Raw genomic sequence first — 22,321 nt, 5'->3', positions numbered from 1 at the left:
GCTACGCCCGGTCCGGCGGGAGCGCAACCGGTTGCATCGGTTCCGTGACCTGAGCGTGACCCATGAGGTTCCCGTGGCTTCCTGGGTGAGCGCTCACCCTCGTCCGGGGCACACGCACCGCACTGCGGAACCCCGCACGAACCCCGCCACTGCTGGTCCGGTCCGTTGTCCGGACGCCGCGGGCGGTCGTAGCGTCCCGAGCATGACCCTGCACTCCTCCGTCACCGTGCCCGGCCCCCGTCGGGTCGTCAGCGTCGACCTCGACGCTCCGCTGCCGCGCCTGGTCGCCGACGAGTCGGGTTCCTCCGCGCTCGTCGTCGGCTACCGCGACGGCTTCCCCGTCACCACGCTCGACGTGCTGCTCACCGCGGACCCGGCCGACGCCGCCCGCGCGATGGCGCCCCTGGTCGACGGCCTCGCACGGACCTCCGGTGCGACGGAGACCCCGATCCCCGACCTCGAGCTCCCGCTCATCTCGATCGTCGTGTCGACCATCGTCACCCGGGTCGAGGACATCCGGAAGCTGCTCGACTTCCTCGAGCACCTCGACTACCCGCGGTACGAGGTCATCCTCGTCGACAACCGCGTGAAGCTGCCCGAGGTCGACGCCCTGCCCGGACTGCTCGAGGGCCGCGACGTCCGGCTGGTCACCGAACGCCGTCCGGGCTGCTCCGCCGGTCGGAACGCCGGGGTCGCCGCAGCGCACGGCGAGATCATCGCGTTCACCGACGACGACGTCCGGGTGGACGCACAGTGGCTCCGGTCCATCGGCACGCGCTTCGTCCGCGAGCCCGAGGTCGCCGCGGTCACCGGGATGATCCTGCCCGTCGAGCTCGAGACCCCCGCGCAGATCTGGTACGAGGCGTACTACGGCGGCTTCAGCGGCGAGCGCACCTTCCAGCCCGTGACGATCGTGCCGGACGACGTCCCCGGGGTCATGCGGCACGCGCAGGCCCGGGCCGTCCGACCCGACGGCTCGGTGCAGAAGCACTTCGCCGTCTACGGCATCGGCGGCTACGGCGCCGGCGCGAACTGGGCGGTCCGACGGTCGGCGTTCGACGCCGTCGGCGGGTTCGACCCCGTGCTCGGTGCCGGTGTGCCCGCCCGCGGTGGCGAGGACCTGGCGATCTTCATCGACATCCTGTGGAGCGGTGGCCGGATCGGCTTCGAACCCCGTGCGGTCGTGCACCACCGGCACCGGCAGGACCTCGCCGGGCTGCACGGGCAGCTCCACTCGAACGGCGTCGGGTTCACGGCGCTGATGTGCGAGCTCATCGCGAAGGACCGCCGGCACGCGCTCGTGCTCGCGCGGCTGATGCCCCGCGCCGGCAAGATCAAGCTGAAGCAGCTGGTGTCACGGCTGGCCGGCCGGCGTGACGCCGCGGCCGAGAGCATCACCGAGGCCTCCACGACCCGGATCCCGCGCTCGCTGGCGTACCACGAGTTCCGCGGCTTCCCGGCGGGTCCGGCGGCGTACTTCCGCAGCCGTCGGTTCTGGCGCGAGGTCGAGGAGGGCCGCTTCCGCCCGTAGGCGGCGTGCAGGAGACGTCCGCACCGGACGGACGGGAGGCCCGTGGCAGCGTCGCCACGGGCCTCCCGTCCGTCCGGTGCGTGCCGTGCACGCGGTGTCTGCCGTGTGCACCGCACACGCGGAGCGCGGTCGCCCGCGCCGCGGTCACCCGCGCCGCGACCGCCCGACGACGTACCGCCACGGGCCACCGAGCGCCGCCACGAGCTCGACGCGCTTGAGGCCGGCCGTCGCCTCGCGGAACGCGTCGTCGACCGGCCACCCGCCCACGGCGTCCACCGCGGCGGACACCTGGTCGGCGTCGGCGCCGGTGCCCTGTCCGAGCGCGCCGAGCTGCCGCAGCGCCCCGACCGCCCGACGGAGCACGGCCAGTACGGTGCGCGGTCGCAGCATGAGCTTCGCGACCCACGCGCCGAGGCCGGTGCCGTAGCCGAGCGCCTGCGAGCGCAGCGCCGCACGGTCCGGCCGGTGCTTGTGCCAGACGACGGCCGAGGGCTCCACGGCGAGCGCGCCGCCGGAGAACAGCACCCGGGTGAACAGGTCGGGATCCTCGCCGGCGCGGGCCAGGGTGCCCGGGCCGAGTGCGACGTCGAACCCGCCCAGGGCGAGCGCGGCCGAGCGGCGGAGCGACATGTTGGCCCCGGTGCCGAACGCGCCGACGGAGAACGGGAACAGCGGCAGGTCGGCCGGCGGCGCCGACGTGCGGAACACCCGGCGGTCGGTGTTGCGCGCCCAGGTGACGCGCTCGTCGAAGTACCGCTGCGTGGGGGTCCGGAGTTCGCCGCTGGGCACGAGGCCGGTCACGCAGACGACGTCCGCGTCGCGGGCGTACGCGTCGGCGAGCGCTGCGAGCCAGTGCCGGTCGACGACCACGTCGTCGTCGACGAAGGCGACCACGGCCCCGGACGCGAGGGCGAGTCCGGCGTTCCGTGCGCGCGAGACGCCGGGCCGGGCCTCCAGGACGTACCGCAGCCGCGGGTCCGCGAGCGACGTGACCACGTCGCGGGTGGCGGTGGTGGCGGGCGCGTTGTCGACGACCAGGACCTCGAAGTCGTCGTGCTCGGACGCGAGCACCGAGCGCACGCAGCGGCGCAGGTCGTCCGGCCGGTCGCGGGTGCCGATGACGACGGAGATGCGCCCGACCGGCGTCCCCGCTGGGCCGGCCGGGAGGCCCGTGGTGCGCAGCGCGCGGAGGGCCGGTCCCAGCTCGGCCGGGTCCACGCCGCCGTCCGCGTCGACGCTGACGTCGACGAACCCGGCGATCTCGCGTCCGTCACGGACGAGCAGGCGGGCGCGGCGGAAGCCGGTGGCGCCGGCGAGTTCGACGGCGGACGCGGCGAGCGCCTCCTGTCGGTCGACGGCGCCGACCCAGGCCGCGCCGGCCCAGGCGGGCACGTCCGGGGACGGCATCGCGGGCGTGAGCGTGAGCACGCGGGTGGTGGTGGCCTGCTGGTCGGTCATGGTCCGATGCTCCGGTGGGTCTGCTGCGGGGTCAACGGCGGCCGCCCGCGGTTGCGGCGACGGTCGTCCGACTTGCGGTTTGCCGCCAGTGCACACCCCCGGACGGTAGGATCGTGAGGACGACTCGGCGGCAGCACGCCGGGCACGAGGAGGACGCATGTCGATGGGCCCCACCGACGAGCTCGGCACCGTGCTCCCCTCGGAACAGAGCGTCTTCGTGGTCGACGCCGTGACCTGCGTCTGCGGCCACGTGCAGGACGCCCACGAGCACTACCGTCCGGGCACGGACTGCGCCCTCTGCGACTGCCAGAAGTTCCGCAAGAAGCGCTGATCAGGCCCTCCAAGTACTGATCGATCGCGGGCGGTGCGGGAAACCGCCGCTTCCCCGCAGACGGGCACGGGTCGCCTTGTCGGCCCCGGAACGGCGCGGTTAGCGTCGCGTCCATGGCCATCTCCCCCGCGGTCCCCGCGTGCATCGTCCTCGCCCACGAGGACCCGGCACACGTGCGCCGACTCGTCGAGGCGCTCGACCCGTTCCCGGTGTTCCTGCACTGCGACGCGCGCACCCCCGAGACGGTGTTCCGCGCCATGACCGACGGGCTGCCGGACCGCGTCCGGCTGCTCCCCCGCATCCGGACCGGCTGGGCCCGATGGGAGAACGTCGCCGCCGAGGTGTCCGGCTACCGGGCCGCCCTCGCCGAGACCGATGCCTCGCACGTGGCCGTGCTGACCGGCAGCGACTACCCGCTCGCGAACCCCACCGAGATCACAGCCCTGCTCGAGGCCCACCGGGAGGAGTCGTTCATCTCGGTCAACCCGCTGCCGTTCGCACCGTGGGGCCGCGACGGCGGCATCTCCCGCATCCGGTTCCGGCACTGGGCGTGGCGGAAGCACATGCTCCGGCTGCCGGTCCCCCGCCGCGTGCCGGCGAACGTCTCCTTCGCCGGGGGCTCACAGCTCAAGGTCCTCGCCCGTCGGCACGCCGCCGCCGTCGTGGACACCGTCGACCAGCGCCCCGACCTGGTCCGGTTCTGGCAGCGCACCTGGGTCGCCGACGAGACCTTCGTGCCGTCGGTGCTCAACTCGCCGTCGCTGACGCCGGGGTTCGCCGACGAGCACGTCTCCCAGCCGCTCTGGTGGATCGGGTGGGACGGCACCGCGCGGAAGAGCCCGCCGTGGTTGACCGTCGCCGACGCGGGGCAGCTGCTCGAGCGTCGGACGGACGCGGACGTCGAGGTGCAGCACCTGTTCGCACGGAAGTTCTCGACCGACCGGAGCGGTGACCTGCTCGACGTCGTGGACGCGGCCTTCGGGCTGCGCCAGGGTGCGGGCGCAGCGACGGCGTCGGCGTCGGCGTCGGCGCGGCAGGATGCGGCAGCGGTGGTCGCACCGTGAGCTTCCCCCCGCAGACCCGCCGTGAGGCCCGCGCAGCGCGCGAGGCACCCGTCCCCGTCGCCGCCGTGCCCGAGTCGCTCGACACCGGTTCGGTCGCGGTGCGGAAGGGCGCCTCCGTCCTGTTCGGCCGCGGCCTGCTGTACGTCGTCGTCTGGTCGATGCAGCTCGTCGTCTCGTCGCTCATCTCCCCGGTGCTCGCACACCTCATGCCGCCGGCCGAGTTCGGCGTCCTCGCCTCGGCCATCGCCCTGTACCAGGCGCTCGTCGTGCTGGCCGTGCTCGGCATCGACCAGGCGTCGGTGCTGCAGCGCGCCGAGGACGGCGACGACCGCCGGGCGCGTGGCCTGCTCGCCGTCGGCATGGTCACCGCGATCGTCGTCACCGTCGCCGCGCTCACCACGATCCCGGTCTGGGCCGACGCCGCCGGCTTCGTCGGCAACCACCCGCTGCTCCTCGTCGCGGTGCTCTGGACCGGCCCGGCCGCCATCGTGCAGATCTCCCTCGCGCTGCTCGTCGCCCAGGACCGCATCCGGGTCTTCGCGGTCACGAGCCTGCTGTCCTCGATCGGCGGCTCGGTCATCGGCCTCGGGCTCCTCACCTGGGTGCAGGCCGACGCGACCACCTACGCGTGGGGCGGCGTCGTCGCCCAGGGCGTGGCGATGGTCATCGGCATCGCGGCGACCCGCCCGCGTCTCGCCGGCCTGTTCGACCGCAAGACCACGGCCCGGGCGTTCCGCCTCGGCGTGCCGATCGCCCTCGGCAACCTCTCGTACTTCGTGCTGAACGCCGGCGACCGGATCGTCGTCCAGCGGCTGCTCGGCCCGGACGAGGTGGCCCGCTACCAGATCGCCTACGTCGTCGGCTCGGCCGTCATCCTGCTCCTGACCTTCACCAACCAGGCCTGGGCGCCGCACTTCGCCGCCCTCCGCGACCCGGTCGCCCGCCGGCAGCTCGCGATGCACTCCCGCGACGAGCTGTACAAGATGCTCGGACCGGTCCTGCTCGCCGTGACCCTGGTGTCACCGGTCGCGCTGCCGATCCTCGCCCCGGCGTCGTACCGCGTGCAGGAGCTCTCCGTCGTCGTCTTCGTCGTCGCGATCACCGCGTTCCCCGTCGTCGCCAGCGGTGCGACCGGACGCCTGCTCCTGGTCGAACGCCGCGGTGTCGCAGTGGGGGTGATCGCCGCGATCGCCGGCGCCGTGAACATCGGCGCGAACCTCGTGCTCGTGCCCGTGCTCGGCATCGCCGGCGCGGGCCTCGCCACCGTCGTCGCCTACGCGATCCTGGCCGCCATGCAGTTGCTGGCCCTGCCCGATCGCCGTGAGTGGCGCGGACCGGGAGCCCGGATCGTCCTGACGACCCTCGCCGCGCTCGTCGTGGCCGCCGCGTCCCTGCTCCTGCCGCAGGACGTGCTCTGGAACTGGGTCCGCGTCGCCGGGGTGGTCGCCTGCCTCCCCTGGTTCCTCCGCCGACTGAAGACCGCAAAGGGTGGTGTCTCGTGAGACCGCGACAGACTGCATCCGACGGCACCCGCCGACTCCGCGTCGGCGTGCTGGTGACCGGACTCGCCATCACCGGCGGACTCGAACGCTGCGTGCTCGAGGACACCCGCGAGCTCGTCGCCGCCGGCCACGAGGTCGAGGTCTGGCACCGGAACGCCCAGTCCCCGCGCGCCGCCGAGGGCCCGCCGCCCTACGAAGCGATGGGCGTGCGCCTGGTGGAAGCAACCGACTACCGGTTCGGCATCACCACCGCGCTCCGCGACGCCTGGCGTTTCGCCCGCGAGGGGCTGCGGATCCGACGGTCGCACCTCGACGTCCTCTGGCTGAACCGCCCCGAGTACCTGCCGTTCGGCCGCGTCGCGTCGCTCGTCTCCGGAGTCCCGCTCGCGGTGCACCTGCACCACGCGCCGAACTACCGGCGGCTCGGACCGATCGCCGGCGGCCGCACCCGCTACTTCGCCGTCTCGCACGCGATGGCGCGTGCCTGGGCCGCGTCCGGCGTGCCGACGGACCGCATCACGATCGTGCCGAACGGCGTCGACACCGACGCGTTCCCGGCCGCCACCCCGGCGTCGGTGCACGACGCCCGCGCGGCACTCGGCATCGCCGAGGACACCCCGACGGTGCTCTACTACGGTCGGCTCACCCGGTCGAAGGGCGTGCTCGCCCTCCTGGAGGCGTGGGGTCGCGTCCGCACGACCGCTGCGGCACGCGTGCCGGTCACCACTCCCCCCGTGGCCGGTCACACGGCGCCCGCACCGCTCCTCGTGCTGGCCGGTGCCCTGTACCCGGAGGAAGCCGACGCCGTGCACGCCGCGATCGACGCGCTCCCCGCCGGTTCCGTGCTCGTGCTCCCCGAGCGGGACGACGTCGTCCCGCTCCTGCACGCCGCCGACGTCGTGGTGGCGCCGTCCATCGAGCCCGAGGGCTTCGGCCGGGTCGTGGTCGAGGCGATGTCCGCCGGCCGTCCCGTCGTCGCGGCCGCATCGGGCGGCACCGGAGAGATCCTGTCCGGTGACTGGGCGCGGTACACCGTCGACCCGGCCGACCCCGACGCACTGGCGGAGAAGCTGCTCGACACCCTCGACGACGCCGAGCTCGACCCGTCCCTCGCCGCCCGGTGCCGCGCGTGGGTGCGTGACCGCTACGGGCGCGAGCCGCACGTGCGCGCGCTGCTGCAGGCGCTGCTGGCACACGCCCGGCGCTGACCGGGCCGCGCCCGGCGTCGTCTGCGTGCACCGGGCGGCGGCGTCGGTCTGCGCCGGGCTCGGCGCTGTCAGCCGGCGGTCGGTTCCGTGGACGGCAGCGTGGCCCGGGGGCTCTCGCCGTCCGCGGGCACGTCGATCGTCATCCAGTCGACCAGCAACGACCCGGCGGCGTCCCGGGGCGGCAGGCCCTCGAGCGATCCCGTCTGCACGACCAGGTGCATGCGCTCCACGGGGATGTCCTGTGTGGTGCTCCCGACGACCTCGTCGTCGACCAGGAACGACATCCGCGACGGCGTCCACTCGATCGTGTACGTGTGCCAGTCGGCCAGCGACGCGTCGGTCTCGTGGTGGACGCACTTCTCGGCCGGGTCGACCAGGCAGTGCACGTTCAGCCAGGCGGGCGCACCGAGCGCGCCCTCGGGGAAGTCGATCTCGCCGTGCGCCCAGACGTTCTCGTCACTCCAGAGCAGCACCGCCACCCCGTAGCCGTCGACCTCGTCGCTCTTCATCCGGATGCTGTACCGGCCGGAGGTCTGTCCGCCCCATCGTCCGTCGACGAGCGGCACGACCCCGCCGGCGAGCGGGGTGCCCGCCTTCGTCGTGCGCAGGTGCATGTCGAGCATCCCGTCGTGGGCGCTCAGCGTGGACGCCTGGTACCGACCGGTCCCCGCGGTGTCCGCGAAGCCGTGGTAGACGGTGAACCGGTCGTCGTAGGCCGCCTCGAACCCGCCGGACGGGGCGGACTCGTCGAAGTCCTCGGAGAACACCCGCTTCCAGCCGTCCCCGTCGCCGGTCGGCATCGCGACCCCGCTGGGTCCGGGGCCGACGGACGTCGTGCCGGTGGTCGCCGCGGCGACGGCACCGACCGCGACCACCAGGGCGGCGGCCACGATCGCGACCCGTCGTCCCCGTGTCCGGAGCGGCGTGCGGTGACGGGAGGTGCCGAAGCCGTGCGCGGGTGGGGCACCGTGCGCGGCGGCCGACTGCTCGGCGACGGGGCGGGGGCCGTCATCGTCCGGGGTCATCCAGCTGTCCATGCGCGGACCTCCGAGAGACCGACGTTGATCGTGCTGTTCGACACCCCGGTGGTGGTGAACCGCACCCAGGTGACGTTGCGGGCGGTGAAGTCGACCGTCCGGGCGCTGCCGTCGTTCGGGAGCTCGCCCACGGCGACCTGGCTGCCGTCCGAGAACGTCAGCGTGCCGCTCGTGATCTGGTCGTCGCTGTTCGGACGGTCGTGCAGGACGATGCGCTGGAGCGCGACCGGGGTGACCCAGTCGAGCTGGATCCAGATGCCGGTCCGTCCCCAGGGCACGGCCCACTCGGCGGTGTGGTCGACCGGGTGGCCGGACACCACGCCGTCGACGGCCTTCGCGACGGTCTGGCCGTCGGCCGGGTTGTCGGCGATCGCCGTCGGGGTCGCCGAGCCGGTGACGTCCCGCAGGCCCGGAGTGGGCGTCGGGGTCGGCGTGGGGGTCGGCGTGGGCGTCGGCGTCGGCGTCGGCGTCGGCGTCGGCGTCGGCGTCGGCGTCGGCGTCGTACCGCCGCTGCTCGCCGGGGAGAACGCCCGGATCTCGGCGAGGCCCACGTTCTGCGTCCCGCCACTGACCGCCGTCACCGTGAACCGCACCCACGTGACACTGCGCGCCGCGAACGTGATCCGCTGCACCGCACCACCGTTGTGCAACGCCGGCACCGTCACACTCGAGCCGTCCGAGAACGTCAACGTCCCGCCCAGCACCTGGTCCACCGCGTTCGGCCGATCAGCGAGGTCGACCGCGTCCAACACCGTCGCCCCCGCCCACCCGAGCTGGATCCACGTCCCCGCACGACCAGACGGCGCAACCCACTCCGCCGTCGGCGCATCCGGGTACCCGCTCACCACACCATCGACCGCCTTCACGGCCGTCTGACCATCAGCCGGGTTCTCCGCACTCGCCGTCACCGACGCCGAACCCGTCACGTCCGTCCGGGTCGGGGTCGGCGGTGGCGTCGTCGTGTCGGCCGGGGCCAGCGCGCGGATCTCGGCGAGTCCGACGTTCTGCGTCCCGCCACTGACCGCCGTCACCGTGAACCGCACCCACGTGACACTGCGCGCCGCGAACGTGATCCGCTGCACCGCACCACCGTTGTGCAACGCCGGCACCGTCACACTCGAGCCGTCCGAGAACGTCAACGTCCCGCCCAGCACCTGGTCCACCGCGTTCGGCCGATCAGCGAGGTCGACCGCGTCCAACACCGTCGCCCCCGCCCACCCGAGCTGGATCCACGTCCCCGCACGACCAGACGGCGCAACCCACTCCGCCGTCGGCGCATCCGGGTACCCGCTCACCACACCATCGACCGCCTTCACGGCCGTCTGACCATCAGCCGGGTTCTCCGCACTCGCCGTCACCGACGCCGAACCCGTCACGTCCTTGTGTGCGGGGGTCGGGTCCGTGGGGTCGGTGGGGTCCGTCGGCACCGGCGAGCCGGCGGTGTACTGCCGGCTGAGCCACGAGGTCTCGGGTCGAGCCGAGCAGGCTTCGTACGAGGCGCAGGTCTCACTGTCGTGCGCGGCGTAGGTGAAGAACGCGTCGGCCTTCGCCTGGGTCTGCGCCGTCGTCAGGTTCGCCGGACGGTCGGCGATCGGGTACCCCATGTACCCGGTGAAGCCGTGCGCGCCGGTGTACTGCTGCTGCACCTGGTCGGTCAGGTACGCGACCGTGTGGTGGTCGCTGTGGTCCCCGTCGCCGTACTCGCCCTCGTGGTCGAGCGTGTGGATGTCCGTCGGTGCGAAGTCCTGCACGATCCCCTGCAGCGTCGCCCGGAGCTGCGCGAGCGTGTACGTGGCGCTGTGCGGGGCATCGGCGACGGTGTGCAGCGTGTCCATGTCGCCCGTGTACAGGCGCTGGAGGCTCTCGTAGCCGTTCGCCCAGAAGCCGTTGCCCTCGACGTTGCCGTCCGGCAGGTCCATGAAGACCAGGCTGATCCGCGGGTCGGCGGTCAGGGTCTCGGTGAGCAGGGTCCGTCCGGCGACCGTCGTGGAGCCGGTCGTCGACGCCGGGTCGACGCCCGCCATGCTCGCGTAGGCGGCCATCAGCCCGACCTGGCGTTCCTGCCAGTACCAGTCGGGTTTGCCGGCGTCGCCGGCCGTGACGATGACGGAGCGCACGCAGCGCCCCGCCTCGATGTCCTTCCGCAGGTCCGTGCCCTGGAAGAGCAGGTCGTCGTCGGGGTGGGCGACGACGTTGAGCACCCGCCCGGCGCTGCAGTCCGCAGCCGCAGCCGCGGCCGGCTGGACGGCGAGGTTCGGCGCGACCAGCACGGCGAGCACGGTGGCGAGCACGCCCGCGACGGACGCGACGGTGGCCCGTCGCGTCCGTCGCGGTCTGTCGGAGGTCGGTTCAGTCGGTCGCATGGCGCAGGCCCTCCGTCGTCAGCTCGTACATCGCGGTCGTCCCCGACGACCAGACCCGCTTCCAGTAGGGCGAGGACGCCATGGCGGCGGCGAGCTCCTGGTAGTCGGCGTCGCTCTGGTAGCCGTACCGCTCGTCGTAGGCGCCGAAGGGCTCCGCGACCAGGGCGTAGTAGCCGGTGGCCGACCAGTTCACGACGAGCTCCCGCGTCACGTTCGACAGGTCCGCCTCGGCGTCGTAGCCGCCGGTCGGGTCCGGGTACGGGCCGAGTGCTTCGCGGGACAGGTAGCCCACGTCGAAGTACCGCGCGCCGGTGTTGCTCGGGACGGCGTTGGCCGACCCGGTGAGCAGCATCACGGAGCCCGCGGGTGCCGTGCGGTCGTAGTACTGCGTCGCCGCGGACTGGCTCCGGGTCATGACGCGGTTCCAGTCGAGCGAGGTCTGCCCGAACGCACCGATCGCGACGAGCGCCGCCACCGCTGCTCCGGCGACCGCGAACCGCACCGCGGACGGACGCATCCCCCGCTGCAGGGCCGCCCCGACCGGGGCGAACCGACCGGCGGGCATCGGGAGCGCCGCCGCCAGGATCGCGATCCACGGCGTCGCGAAGAGCACGACGCGGAAGACGCCCTCCTGGCCGTAGTTCGTGGCGACGAGCAGCGAGATCGGGCTCGCGGCCGTGGCGAGGAGCGCCCAGTGCGTCCGGTCACGCCGCATCAGCACCGTCAGCACGGCGATGAGTCCGAGCACCACGAGCGCAGCTGCCGGGATGTCGAACGCCAGACGCGTGACGAGCGGCTTCGGCAGGACCGTCATGTCGTGCGCGGGCGGCTGCACGTTGTCGAGCACGCGTCCGACCGCCGCGAGCGACAGGAACCGCCCGAGGATGTCGCCGTTCAGCGCGGCGAAGACGACCGCCGGCACGAGCACGACGACGGGCAGCCACCAGGGTCGGAGCATCCGGAACACGATGAGCGTGACGAGTGCGGCGACCGTCAGGTACGGCGAGATCTGGTGCGTCACGGCGAGCACGATGCCGATGAGGGTGATCGCGACGATCCGCGAGAGCCCCACGCGCCGTGCCCGCGGCTTGGCGGCGACCGAGCCGTCGGCAGTGGTGACGGCGGCATCGCGCAGCGGTCCGGTGGCGAGCACGAGGATCACGATCGACATCAGGATGCCGGTCGACTGCGGCGAGAAGTACGTGGTGTTGAGCGAACCGGTCATCGCGGTCAGCAGCGCTGCGATCCACGGTCGACGGGCACCGGGCAACCAGTGCGCAGCCAGGACCCCGACGGCGATGGTCGTGCTGAACGCGAGCAGCACCGGCACCCAGGCGGCGATGAGGATCGTGTTGACGATGCCCCCGACGTCGGCGACCCAGGCGGCGCCCGCGAACAGGCCGGACCACGTCTGGAAGATGTCGGCCGACGGGTTGGTCCCACCGAACTGGCGGATGTACTCGACGACACCGATGTGCCGCGCGGCGGCCGTCACGGTGGGCACGCCGTACGTGATCGCCTGGGCGAGCTGCACGACACCGCCGAGCACGACGACGGGCACGGCGAGCCCGCGACCGCGCACCAGGGCGATGACCGCCGCGGCGACGACGAGCACGAGCCCGACGACCAGGCCCGGGCCGAGCGAGCCGAACAGGCCGGCGGGCACCGGGTCGCCCATGTGGGTGAGCGCGGCGATGACCACGACGACGAGCCCGCCGAGCGAGAGCGCCGTCACGGTGGCGGTCGTGCTCCACCGGGGCCGGGCGGTCGCACGGTGCACGAGTTCGGCGCGACGGAGCTCCGCCAGGTCACGCGGCACCGAGACGGCGAGCGCCGCCGCGGTGAGCACGACGACACCGACGAAGGGGACCGTCGGCACCCAGATGTGGAAGGTCGCCATGGTGTAGCCGATGCCGATCGTGCCGACGAGCGACCCGGTGACGGCGAGGACGGCGAACCGTGCGAGGGACATCGGACGGACGAGCAGCATCGGGGCGACCCCGAGCAGCGCGAACAGGAAGACCGCGACGGCGCTCGCCCGCAGCGTGGGCAACTCGACGACGCTGCCGACGGCGGCCAGCACGAGCGTCAGCACGACGATCGCAGCGGCGCCGAGTCGGGCCACCGGGCTCATCGCGCCGCCCGGGGTCGGTCGTACCGGCCCCGCGGTGTCGAGGCCGCGCTGCAGCTCGTGGCGACCGTGCGCCGTCCGGTCGATCGTCCCCGCGCCGCCCATGCGTTCGCGGAGCGCCAGGACCGGTGCGGTGAGCACGGATCGCCGCTCGACGCGACGCAACCGGCGCTTCGTCGCCGCGAACTTCGCGTCGACGGCGTCGACGGTGTCCGCGTCACGCGCGGCGCCCGTCCCGTGGCCGTTCGCCGGAGCAGCGTCGGCAGCGTCGTCGCCCTGCTCGAGACCGAGGCGTGCGAAGGCGCTGATGGCCTCCGGCGCCGCGTCCACCGAGGAGGTCAGCGTGTCGCGGTCGAGTGCGTTCTTGGTCATCCAGGCTCCGAGTCCGTGGCCGTGCGCGGCAGCGGCGGCGCGGAGCGACGCGACGTCGTCCGCCGATCGCTGCCACGCGATCGCGGCCGGTTCGACGGCGATCGCGGATCCGGCGAACAGCAGTCGTGTGAAGAGGTCGAGGTCGTCGCCACCGCCGACGCGGGTGCCGGGACCGAAGGCGGTGTCGAACCCGCCGATCCGGAGCGCGGTCGCGCGGTGCACGGCGAGGTTCGCGCCGGTGCCGTAGGCCGAGGCGGCGAAGGGGTGCAGCGGGAGGTCGTCGACCGGGTCGTCGAGCCGGAAGACCCGCCGGTGGACGGTCCGCCCACCGGGGGTGCGGTCGTCGTGCCAGCGCTGCGCCGGCGTCCGGAGCTCGGCACTCGGCACGAGCCCGGTGACGCAGGCCACGTCGGGGTCGGCCGCGAAGGCACGGGCGATGGCGGCGATCCAGTCGCCGTCCACGACGGCACCCTCGTCCACGAACGCGACGACGTCGCCGGTCGCGACGAGCAGGCCGGCGTTCCGCGCGGCGGCGAGGCCGCCCTCGGGCGCCGGGATGGTGGTGACGCGACGTCCGCCGATGTCGACCGTCGCCACGCCGTCGTCGTCGGCGCCGTGCGAGACGACGACGACGTCGAAGTCGGCGTGCCCGTTGGCGAGCACCGACCGCATGGTCGTGCCGGCGGCGCCGTCCGTGCAGAGCACCACGGTGACGGACGGCAGCACCAGACCTGCTGCCGGCCGACGCTCGGGTGCCGGCATGGGCCGGATCGCGCGCTGGAGCGCACGGACGTCGATGGTGCCGCCGATGCGGCGGCGTTCGGTGATCTCGGCCTCGACGAAGCCGAGGGGCTCGCCGTGGTCGCGGACGAGCAGGCGGGCACGCCCGTACCCGGCGGATCCCCGCAGGGCGATGACGTCCCGGTGGCTCGACGCGTGCACGTCGGCACGGTCGACCTCGCCGACCCAGAGCGCGCCGTCCCAGGTGGGGACGAGCGGCCCGGTCACGACCGGCGAGAGGACCATCGCCAGGGTCGCGCGGGTCACGGTGTGCCCACCGGCTGCGGGAGCGGTGCGGGTGCGGGCGGGGTCCGCACGACGACGGTGCCGAGGACCCGGCCGACTGCGTAGCCCGCGACCGTCGAGACGACGGAGAGCGCGATGGCGTACGCCCGCAGGCCTCCGCCACGACCGACGTGGCGCAGTTCGCGCAGCACGGCGCCCGGGATCACCCGGGTCAGGTAGGTCGACTCGCTGGCGAGCGAGTCGCCGGTGCCGACCCGACGGCTCAGCACGGCCTTCGAGATGCCCTCGTAGTAGCTGCGGCGGCGCAGGTAGCGCATCGTCACGCGGTCCGGGGAGACCCGGTGCGAGACGTTCGAGCGCGGTTCGTGCCGGATCCGCGCGCCGGGACGGGCCTGGGCGATGCGGATGCAGAGTTCGGTCTCCTCGCAGCCGAGCGGCTGGTTGCCGACGCGGCCGATGCCGGAGCGGAAACCGCCGGCGAGCAGGATCGCGTCGCGGCGGAACGCCATGCTCGATCCGATGACGTTGCGGACGTCGCCCGGGGTCTCGGGCAGCCCGCGGTACGAGCACCCGACGATCCAGAGCAGTTCGTCGGCGTACGGGCCGGGGCCGGTCGCGGTCGGCCAGGACGGCGTGGCACGACCGCCGACACCGACGACGTCGGGGTCCTCGAGCGCGGTGAGCATGTGCCCGAGCCAGTCGGGGTCCGCGGTGGCGTCGTCGTCCAGGAACGCGACGACGTCGGCGTCGGTCAGGGCGACACCGGTGTTCCGGGCCCCGGAGAGTCCGCGGTCCTCGGTGTTCGGGACGACCCGGAGTTCCGGCCAGCGCGCGGCGGCGCGGGCCAGGAGCTCGGGCTCGTGGTCGATGACGACCACGACCTCGGGGGCCTCGGGCTGGCGTTTGGCCGACTCGACGCTGTCCTGCAGGTCACCCCAGCGCTGCTGGGTGTAGGCGCAGATGACGACCGCGACGGTCGTCACGCGACGTCCTCCTCGAGGGCGACGACGGACGCGACGACGGCTGCCCCGGCGACGGCGGACGCGGCGACGGGGGTCGCGACGGACGCACCGACCGGCGCAGCGGCGACGGGCGTCGCAGCGACGGGAGCAGCAGCAACCGGCGCAGCAGCCGGCGCGGCGAGCTGCTCGGCCGGCGGCACGACGCTCATCGCCGCGCGACGGACCTCGGCACGGCCGATCGCGGCACGACGACGCTCGTGCATGATCGACTTCAGCACGCGGATGCCGTCGGTCACGGCGTTGAGGTTGCTCGAACCGTGCACGCGGAGCTTCTCGTGGCTCGGCACCTCGGTGATCGCGAGCTCGGCGGCCGACCAGCGGCAGGTCAGGACGGTCTCGATCTCGAACCCGTCGCCCCACAGCATCGAACCGTCGGCCGGCTTCGGCAGCTCGGACGACAGCAGACCGATCTCCGGCAGGACGTCCGCCCAGAAGGCGTTGTAGCCGTAGCAGAGGTCGCTGTAGCGGGTGCCGAGGATGATGTTGCAGAGCATGTTCAGGCCGCGGTTGCCCATGTTCCGGACGATCGTGATGTCGTCGCTGCCACCGCCGAGCGAGTACCGGGTGCCCTTCGCGACGTCGGCGCCGTCGACGAGTGCCTGGACGAACCGCGGGATCTCGTCGGGGTCCGCGGAGCAGTCGGCGTCGAACATGACGACGATGTCGCCGGTGACGGCCTCGAAGCCGCAGGCCAGGGCGTTGCCCTTGCCCTTGCGGGTCTGGTGCACGACGCGGATGTCGGGCATCACGCGCTGGGCGGCGGCGATGGTGTCGTCGACGGAGTTGCCGTCGACCAGGATCACCTCGTACACGGGCGGGAGCTTCGGGAGGATGATCTCGAGGTTGCGGGCCTCGTTCCGTGCCGGGATGACGACGGAGACCCTCGGGTCTGCAGGGCGAACGGTACGTGCGGGCATGGCGCGGTCCTGTCGGGTCAGGGTTGCTGTCGGGTGGTGGCTCGTCGCGACGAGCGGCGCGTCCTCGGATGACGCATCGACGACGGTGACCGTCGTCGGTCGAGCAGCGGGACGCGGGTACGACGCCGCCTGCTTGCCGCGGGTGAGTGGGTACTCTCCCCCGCGGTTCCAACCATCGCCGTGGCCAGCGGGAGGGTCAATGCGCGGTGCGGTCCCTTGCGGACACCCGGGTGCGGATACGGAAACCCGCAACGGTCGTGCAGGTTGGCGGTCCGGCGCGGCGGCCGGCGGGTGGTGGACGCAGGACGAGCGGACGGGAGGCGCGGTGCCAGCCGGCACCGCGCCTCCCGTCCGCTCGTGGGCCGGTCTCAGACCTGCGGCACGTCCGCCGTCTCGAAGGCGGCCCGCAGCGCGACCGCGAGCTCGGCGACGTGCGGTTCCCGCAGCAGCGACGTGTGCTCGCTCGCGATCCGCACCATCTCGGTGGGCCCGCGCAGCAGGGCGGACCACCCGGCGGCGTCGGGGTTGGCGTCGGCGAGGACGTAGGTGGCGCGCCCGTGGAACGGCGTCGGGTGGTGGCGCCTGGTGACGATCTCGGCCTGGTCGAAGAAGGCGTCGAAGTCCTTCTGCCCACCGTGCCGCAGCACGCCGGCGGTGTAAGCCCGGAGCCGCTTGGCGAACAGCGCCCCGTACGGCACACCCGCGGGCAGGACCCGCCTGACGGCGCGGTCGAGCCCCCGCTGCACGGCGCGGACGGCGGAGTTCGGCTGGTCGCGCGGCTCCATCCGGCCGAAGTGCAGGCGGGCCTGTTCGGACTTCGTGCGGGGCAGGTAGGTGTCGAGCAGGACGACGTGCTCCACCTGCTCGCCGCTCTCGGTCAGGAGCCGGGCGATCTCGAGCGCGACGAGTCCGCCGAGCGAGTGCCCGACGAGCAGGTACGGGCCGCGGGGCTGCACGATGCGCATCAGCGCGAGGAAGCGGCGGGCGCTCCGCTCGATGTTCCAGTCCGGCATCCCACGGCGCTCGAGGGCGTGCTGCTGGAACGCGTACAGGTCGTGCGCGGGCAGGTGCCGCGAGAGCGGCAGGAACGTCAGCGCCAGGGCACCGCCGCCGGCGAAGCAGAACACCGGCGGACGGCCGCCCTCGCGCGCCTCGGACACCTTCACGACGTCGGGGTGGCTCGGCAGCGCGCTCGTGCCGCTCCGCACCCGTCGGGCGAAGGCGCGGAGCGTCGGGTGCTCGAGCACGTCCGAGGAGCGCAGGTCGACCCCGAGCCGGTCCTGCACGACGGCGAGCATCTCCTCGGCGGACAGCGAGTCGCCGCCGAGGGCGGAGAAGTCCTCGTCCAGGTGCACGCCCCGCAGGCCGAGCACCTCGGCCCAGATCTGCCCCACGACGAGCTCCCACTGGTCGTACTCGCCCTCGACCATCTCGGTCTCGACGCTCGGTGCCCCGGGGAGTTCGGCCCGGTCGACCTTGCCGCGCTCGTTCCGCGGCAGCTCGGTCATCGGCACGATCGACGCCGGCACCATGTACTCGGGCAGCCGCTCACGGAGGGCCCGTCGGAGCGCACCCGGGGCGGGGGTGCGGTGCCCCGGGCGACCGACCACGTAGGCGACGAGCCGGGTGACGGAACCGGGGTCGACCTGTGCCGTCACGACCGCGTCGTGCACCTCGGGGACCGCGCGGAGCGCCGCCTCGACCTCACTCGGCTCGACCAGGTAGCCGCGGACCTTCACGGCGTCGTCGGACCGGCCGAGCAGCACGAGCCGGCCGTCGGGGTCGACGCGTGCCAGGTCGCCCTGCCGCCAGCTCGGGGTCCCGACGGGGATGCCGGCGACGGCCTCGGCCTCGCCGGTGTGTCCCGCCCGTTCGGCGGTCTTCTCCGGCGCACCCCAGTAGCCCGCGGTCAGGGCGTCGGAGACGACGACGAGCTCGCCGGTCTCCCCCGGGTCGGCAGGGCTGCCGTCCTCTCGGAGCACGAGGACCGTCTTGCCGGGCAACGGCCACCCGGCGGGCACGACGCCCTCGGGCACCGGCTCGCCCGGTGCCACCGGGCAGTACGCGACGCACGCGGTCTCGCTCGAGCCGAAGGCGTTCAGGAGCAGCGTGTCCGGGTCCAGGTGGGGTCGGGCCGCGGCGAGGTCGGCGCCGGTGACGGACTCGCCCGTGGTCATCAGGAAACGCAGCCCGCCGAGCACCGGCGCGGTCCCGGCGGCGGTCCCGTGCGACCCGGGGGCGTTCTGCGACCCGATGATCGAGCGCAGCAGGTGCGGGGTGCAGACGAGCACGTTCACGTCGTCGTCCCGGAACCGCCCGAGCAGCCGCTCGACACCGAGTTCACGCGGCTCGAGCAGCACGATGGTGCCGCCGCAGAGCAACGTGTCGAACGAGAACAGGAGCCCGGCGGCGAACGACAGCGGCAGGACGACACCGAGCCGGTCACCCGGGCCGAGGCCGAGCGCGACCGCGTCCTGCTCGGCGTCGGCGATCTGCTGCCGGTGCGTCAGGACGACGCCCTTCGGCATGCCGGTCGAGCCGGAGGTGAAGACGATGGCGAAGGGGTCCCGCCCGCCGGGGCGCACGCCGACGGTGTCCGCCGACGGGGCCGCGCCCGGTTCGCCCGCGTCCAGCAGTTCGCCGAGTGCGTGCACCCGGCCGTCCCGTTCCGCGACCACGTCGGCGGCCAGCGCTGCACGCTCGGTGTCTGCCACGACCTCGTCGACGCCGGCGAGCCGGGCCACGTGCGCCAGGCGTGCTGCGGGCAGGTGGTCGTCGAGCACCACCACGGTCCGTCCGGCACGCACCAGCGCGAGGATGCCGATCACGGCCTCGGTCGACTGCCCCGCCATCAGCCCGACCGGCTTCGATGCCCCGCCCGGGGTGTCGCCGACGCCGGCGCCGCTGTGGTCGTCGGGTCGGAGCGTCACAGCCAGGGCTGCGGCCAGCGCGCGCGAGGCCCGGTCCGCTTCGCCGTAGGTGTACGGACGGCCGTCCCCCGCGAGCGCGGCGGCGTCGCCCCGGAGCGCCACCACGCGGTCCCAGCGGTCCAGTACGGAGTGGTCGGCCGCCGCGGGCACGGCTGCGGGGTGGTTCCAGGGATCGACGGTCGTCAGCGGGTCGACGGAGGTCACGATGACACCTCGGGTGCTCAGCAGCGGACCGCCACGACTCCCGCGACGGTCCTCCGACCGTAGGTCCGCGTTCCCCCGGCCCGCGAGCAGGCTCCGGCCCGGTGCGGGGAACCGCAACCGGCCTGGAGGCGCGGCCTGCGCCCGCCACGGACGGTACGACTCCGGAACGACCGGTCCACCGCCGTGGGCGCCGTCCGCACGGCGGCTCGCCCGGCTCGGGGATCGTGCGGTTCCGCGCAACCTCCGGATCAGCCGTGGCGCGACCGTGGATGCGCCGTGCGTCGCCGATGAGGACGCTCGGAACGAGAAGGTCCCGGAAACGAGAACAGCCCCCGGGAAGTCCCGGGGGCTGTTCATCGAGTGCTGGGGTACCTGGACTCGAACCAAGAACGACGGTACCAGAAACCGCTGTGTTGCCAATTACACCATACCCCAAAAGGCCTGTCGGCCTTCTGGCCCGGTCACCCGGGGCACGATCAACTACTGTACAGCATCCCGGAGGTCCGCAAGACCACCCACCAGGTCTCGGTGCACGGCGGCGGCGGTCGCGGCTCCGTGTCCGGCGGCGACGATGAGCTGCTCCGGCCCGGGAGGCGTCACGTCTCCCACGGCGTAGAGCCCCGGGACGGACGTCCGGCCCACCCGGTCGACCACGAGGAGTCCCTGCGTGTCGCGCTGGAGCCCCTCGAGCGCTCCGGGCGTGTCGCCGTTCGCGGCCGTGTTCCCGCTCGTGGCGCTCGTACTCGTGGTGGCGCTGGTGCGCAGCCAGTCGAGGTCGGCGTGCCACACCGGTCGGACGAACCCACCGGTCCGAGGCTCGACGTGGCCGTCGGCGAGCCGGACGCCGGTCATCCCGGAGCGATCGCCCTCGAGGTCCTCGACGCCCCGCTCGTCCACGACGATCCCGGCGGCCGCCAGCCGAGCGCGGCCGGCGTCGTCGAGCGGCGCCACCCCGTTCGTGTAGACGATCAGGTCGTCGGTCCATGCGGCGATGAGCAGCGCCCGATCGACCACGTCGTCGGTCTCGCAGATGAACGCGAGCGGCTGCCCGGCCTTGTCGTACGCATCACACTCGACGCAGCTGTGCACCGCGGTGCCGTAGAACGCGCGGAGCATCGGCAGCGCCGGGAACTCCTCACGCAACCCCGTCGCCACGACGACCGTCCGGGCGCGGGCCTCGAGCTCGGTGCCGCGCCACGAGCCGTGCACCTGCCAGGTGTCCGTGTCGGGGTCCGGGGCCACCAGGTCGACGACGGACTGGACGACCGTCGCTTCCGGGTACCCCTCGACCTCGGTCCGCCCGAGCTTGCGGAGTTCGAGCGGCGAGATGCCGTCCCGCGTCAGGAACCCGTGCGACCGCAGCGTCGCGGCGTTCCGGGGGCGGTTCGCGTCGACGAGCAGCACGGTGCGCTTCGCCCGGACCAGGTTGAGCGCAGCGCTCAGCCCGGCCGGCCCGGCGCCGATGACCGCGACGTCGTGCACGACCTGGTCGGCGTGCTCCGTGCTGCTCACGGTCGGTCAGCGCGCCGCGAGGGCGCGGATCCGGGTCAGGGTGGACTCCTTGCCCAGGATCTCCATCGACTCGAACAGCGGCGGACTGATCCGGCGTCCGGACACCGCCACGCGCAGCGGGCCGAACGCGACGCGGGGCTTCAGACCGAGCTCGTCGATGAGGGCCGCACGGAGCGCACCCTCGATGGCCTCGGTGGTCCAGTCCTGGACGCCCTCGAGCGCGGCGGTGCTCGCGGTCAGGACCGTCGCCGTGTCGCCCTTGAGCGAGGCCAGGGCGTCGTCCTCGACCACCAGGTCGGCGTCGGAGGTGAACAGGAACCCGAGCATCGCCGGCGCCTCGCCGAGCAGCTGCATGCGCTCCTGCACGAGCGGGGCGGCCTTGGTCAGGACCTCGAGCTGCTCCGGGGTCGCCGGGTCGCTGATGAACTTCGACAGGTACGGCAGCAGACGCGACCGGAAGTCCTCGGGAGCGAGCAGACGGATGTGGTCCCCGTTGATCGCCTCGGCCTTCTTGTGGTCGAAACGGGCCGGGTTCGGGTTCACGTCGGTCACGTCGAACGCCGCGACCATCTCGTCGATCGAGAACACGTCGCGGTCGGGGCCGATCGACCAGCCGAGCAGCGCCAGGTAGTTGACGAGCCCCTCCGGGATCATGCCGGCGGCGCGGTGGTGGAACAGGTTCGACTCGGGGTCACGCTTCGAGAGCTTCTTGTTGCCCTCCCCCATCACGTACGGCAGGTGTCCGAACACGGGGATGGAGGGCGCGAGGCCGATCTCGTACAGCGCCTCGTACAGGGCGATCTGGCGCGGGGTCGACGACAGCAGGTCCTCGCCCCGGAGCACGTGCGTGATGCCCATCAGGGCGTCGTCGACCGGGTTGGTGAACGTGTACAGCGGCTTGCCGTTCGGGCGGACCACCACGAAGTCGGGGAACGTGCCCTGCTTGAAGGTGATCTCCCCGCGCACCAGGTCGTCGAAGCTCAGGTCACGGTCGGGGACACGCAGGCGGAGCGCCGGCTCGCGGCCCTCGTCGCGGAACGCCTGGCGCTCGGCATCGGTCAGGTCGCGCTCGTGGTTGTCGTAGCCCTGCTTGGGGTCACGACCCGCCGCCTTGTTGCGGGCTTCCATCTCGTCCGGCGTGACGAAGGACTCGTAGATGTGACCCGACTCCTTGAGCTTCGCGATCACGTCGTCGTAGATCGCGGTGCGCTCGGACTGCCGGTACGGTCCGTGCTCGCCGCCGGCGTCCACGCCCTCGTCCCAGTCGAGCCGCAGCCAGCGGAGCGCGTCGAGGATCTGCCCGTACGACTCCTCGCTGTCGCGGGCGGCATCGGTGTCCTCGATGCGGAACACGAGCTTGCCACCGGTGTGGCGAGCGTAGGCCCAGTTGAAGAGCGCGGTGCGGATGAGCCCCACGTGCGGGGTCCCCGTCGGGCTCGGGCAGAAGCGGACGCGGATGTCGGAGCCGGAGGCAGTGGTGAATGGCGCAGTCATGACCCGACAACCCTACCGCGGCGTCTGTCCCTCCCACCTGCCCTGTGGAGGGGCTGCAGAACGCAGAAAACCCCTGACCACGAATGGTCAGGGGTTCCCTGGTTCTTCTACGTTAAGTCCGGCGGCGTCCTACTCTCCCACAAGGTCCCCCTTGCAGTACCATCGGCGCTGAGAGGCTTAGCTTCCGGGTTCGGAATGTGACCGGGCGTTTCCCTCTCG

14 protein-coding genes, 1 tRNA gene and 1 rRNA gene are annotated in these 22,321 nt (G+C 73.2%); 5 read left to right on the top strand and 11 right to left on the bottom strand.

Going from position 1 to position 22,321, the window contains the following annotated elements:
• Positions 1–202 precede the first annotated feature (202 nt).
• The gene (locus DEJ06_RS04390) at positions 203–1,531 is read left to right on the top strand and encodes a glycosyltransferase (protein ID WP_071405684.1); all 1,329 of its coding nucleotides are present in this window, start codon (positions 203–205) and stop codon (positions 1,529–1,531) included.
• 144 nt (positions 1,532–1,675) lie between these two features.
• Here DEJ06_RS04390 and DEJ06_RS04385 read toward each other — a convergent pair whose 3' ends face one another.
• Positions 1,676–2,989 carry a glycosyltransferase family 2 protein gene (locus tag DEJ06_RS04385; RefSeq protein ID WP_181436866.1) on the bottom strand — a complete coding sequence of 438 codons (1,314 nt, stop codon included), beginning with the start codon at positions 2,987–2,989 and terminating at the stop codon, positions 1,676–1,678.
• 157 nt (positions 2,990–3,146) lie between these two features.
• On the opposite strand from DEJ06_RS04385, the gene DEJ06_RS18185 reads away from it, so the two are divergent.
• The 4 genes from DEJ06_RS18185 (at position 3,147) to DEJ06_RS04370 (ending at position 7,094) form a co-directional block, all read left to right on the top strand.
• Positions 3,147–3,320, top strand: a complete 174-nt coding sequence (locus DEJ06_RS18185; RefSeq protein WP_181436865.1) for a hypothetical protein — start codon at positions 3,147–3,149, stop codon at positions 3,318–3,320.
• A gap of 113 nt (positions 3,321–3,433) precedes the next feature.
• Positions 3,434–4,384, top strand: a complete 951-nt coding sequence (locus DEJ06_RS04380) for a beta-1,6-N-acetylglucosaminyltransferase (RefSeq protein WP_111038535.1) — start codon at positions 3,434–3,436, stop codon at positions 4,382–4,384.
• The gene (locus DEJ06_RS04375; protein ID WP_111038534.1) at positions 4,381–5,886 is read left to right on the top strand and encodes a lipopolysaccharide biosynthesis protein; all 1,506 of its coding nucleotides are present in this window, start codon (positions 4,381–4,383) and stop codon (positions 5,884–5,886) included. Before DEJ06_RS04380 ends, DEJ06_RS04375 begins: the two co-directional genes overlap by 4 nt.
• On the top strand, positions 5,883–7,094 hold the full coding sequence (locus tag DEJ06_RS04370) for a glycosyltransferase family 4 protein (protein ID WP_181436864.1): 1,212 nt from the start codon (positions 5,883–5,885) through the stop codon (positions 7,092–7,094). Before DEJ06_RS04375 ends, DEJ06_RS04370 begins: the two co-directional genes overlap by 4 nt.
• A 68-nt stretch (positions 7,095–7,162) precedes the next feature.
• Here the strand turns inward: DEJ06_RS04370 and DEJ06_RS04365 are convergent, their stop codons facing one another.
• The 10 genes from DEJ06_RS04365 to rrf form a co-directional block, all read right to left on the bottom strand.
• Positions 7,163–8,131, bottom strand: a complete 969-nt coding sequence (locus DEJ06_RS04365; protein WP_111038532.1) for a glycoside hydrolase family 16 protein — start codon at positions 8,129–8,131, stop codon at positions 7,163–7,165.
• Positions 8,116–10,422 carry a PIG-L family deacetylase gene (locus tag DEJ06_RS04360; protein WP_181437338.1) on the bottom strand — a complete coding sequence of 769 codons (2,307 nt, stop codon included), beginning with the start codon at positions 10,420–10,422 and terminating at the stop codon, positions 8,116–8,118. The genes DEJ06_RS04365 and DEJ06_RS04360 overlap by 16 nt, the downstream gene beginning before the upstream one ends.
• 58 nt (positions 10,423–10,480) lie before the next feature.
• Positions 10,481–14,044, bottom strand: a complete 3,564-nt coding sequence (locus tag DEJ06_RS04355; protein ID WP_111038530.1) for a glycosyltransferase — start codon at positions 14,042–14,044, stop codon at positions 10,481–10,483.
• Complete coding sequence (locus DEJ06_RS04350) at positions 14,041–15,006, bottom strand: glycosyltransferase family 2 protein (RefSeq protein ID WP_071405691.1); 966 nt, start codon at positions 15,004–15,006, stop codon at positions 14,041–14,043. The genes DEJ06_RS04355 and DEJ06_RS04350 overlap by 4 nt, the downstream gene beginning before the upstream one ends.
• Positions 15,003–15,962: a glycosyltransferase family 2 protein gene (locus DEJ06_RS04345; protein ID WP_258372512.1), complete on the bottom strand. Its 960-nt coding sequence runs from the start codon at positions 15,960–15,962 to the stop codon at positions 15,003–15,005. The genes DEJ06_RS04350 and DEJ06_RS04345 overlap by 4 nt, the downstream gene beginning before the upstream one ends.
• A 368-nt stretch (positions 15,963–16,330) precedes the next feature.
• Positions 16,331–19,096 carry an AMP-binding protein gene (locus tag DEJ06_RS04340; protein WP_181436863.1) on the bottom strand — a complete coding sequence of 922 codons (2,766 nt, stop codon included), beginning with the start codon at positions 19,094–19,096 and terminating at the stop codon, positions 16,331–16,333.
• Between the two features lie 363 nt (positions 19,097–19,459).
• A tRNA-Gln gene (locus DEJ06_RS04335) sits at positions 19,460–19,531 on the bottom strand.
• A gap of 45 nt (positions 19,532–19,576) precedes the next feature.
• Complete coding sequence (locus tag DEJ06_RS04330) at positions 19,577–20,608, bottom strand: NAD(P)/FAD-dependent oxidoreductase (RefSeq protein WP_111038528.1); 1,032 nt, start codon at positions 20,606–20,608, stop codon at positions 19,577–19,579.
• A 6-nt stretch (positions 20,609–20,614) separates the two neighbouring features.
• Complete coding sequence (gltX, locus tag DEJ06_RS04325; RefSeq protein ID WP_111038527.1) at positions 20,615–22,102, bottom strand: glutamate--tRNA ligase; 1,488 nt, start codon at positions 22,100–22,102, stop codon at positions 20,615–20,617.
• A 116-nt stretch (positions 22,103–22,218) separates the two neighbouring features.
• Positions 22,219–22,321, bottom strand: a 5S ribosomal RNA gene (gene rrf, locus DEJ06_RS04320); the annotation flags it as partial.

It is taken from the genome of Curtobacterium sp. MCLR17_051, assembly GCF_003234395.1.
Classification (GTDB): Bacteria; Actinomycetota; Actinomycetes; order Actinomycetales; family Microbacteriaceae; genus Curtobacterium; species Curtobacterium flaccumfaciens.
The sequence above is the reverse complement of the archived record's forward strand: the minus strand, read 5'-3'. Positions and strand labels throughout refer to the sequence as shown.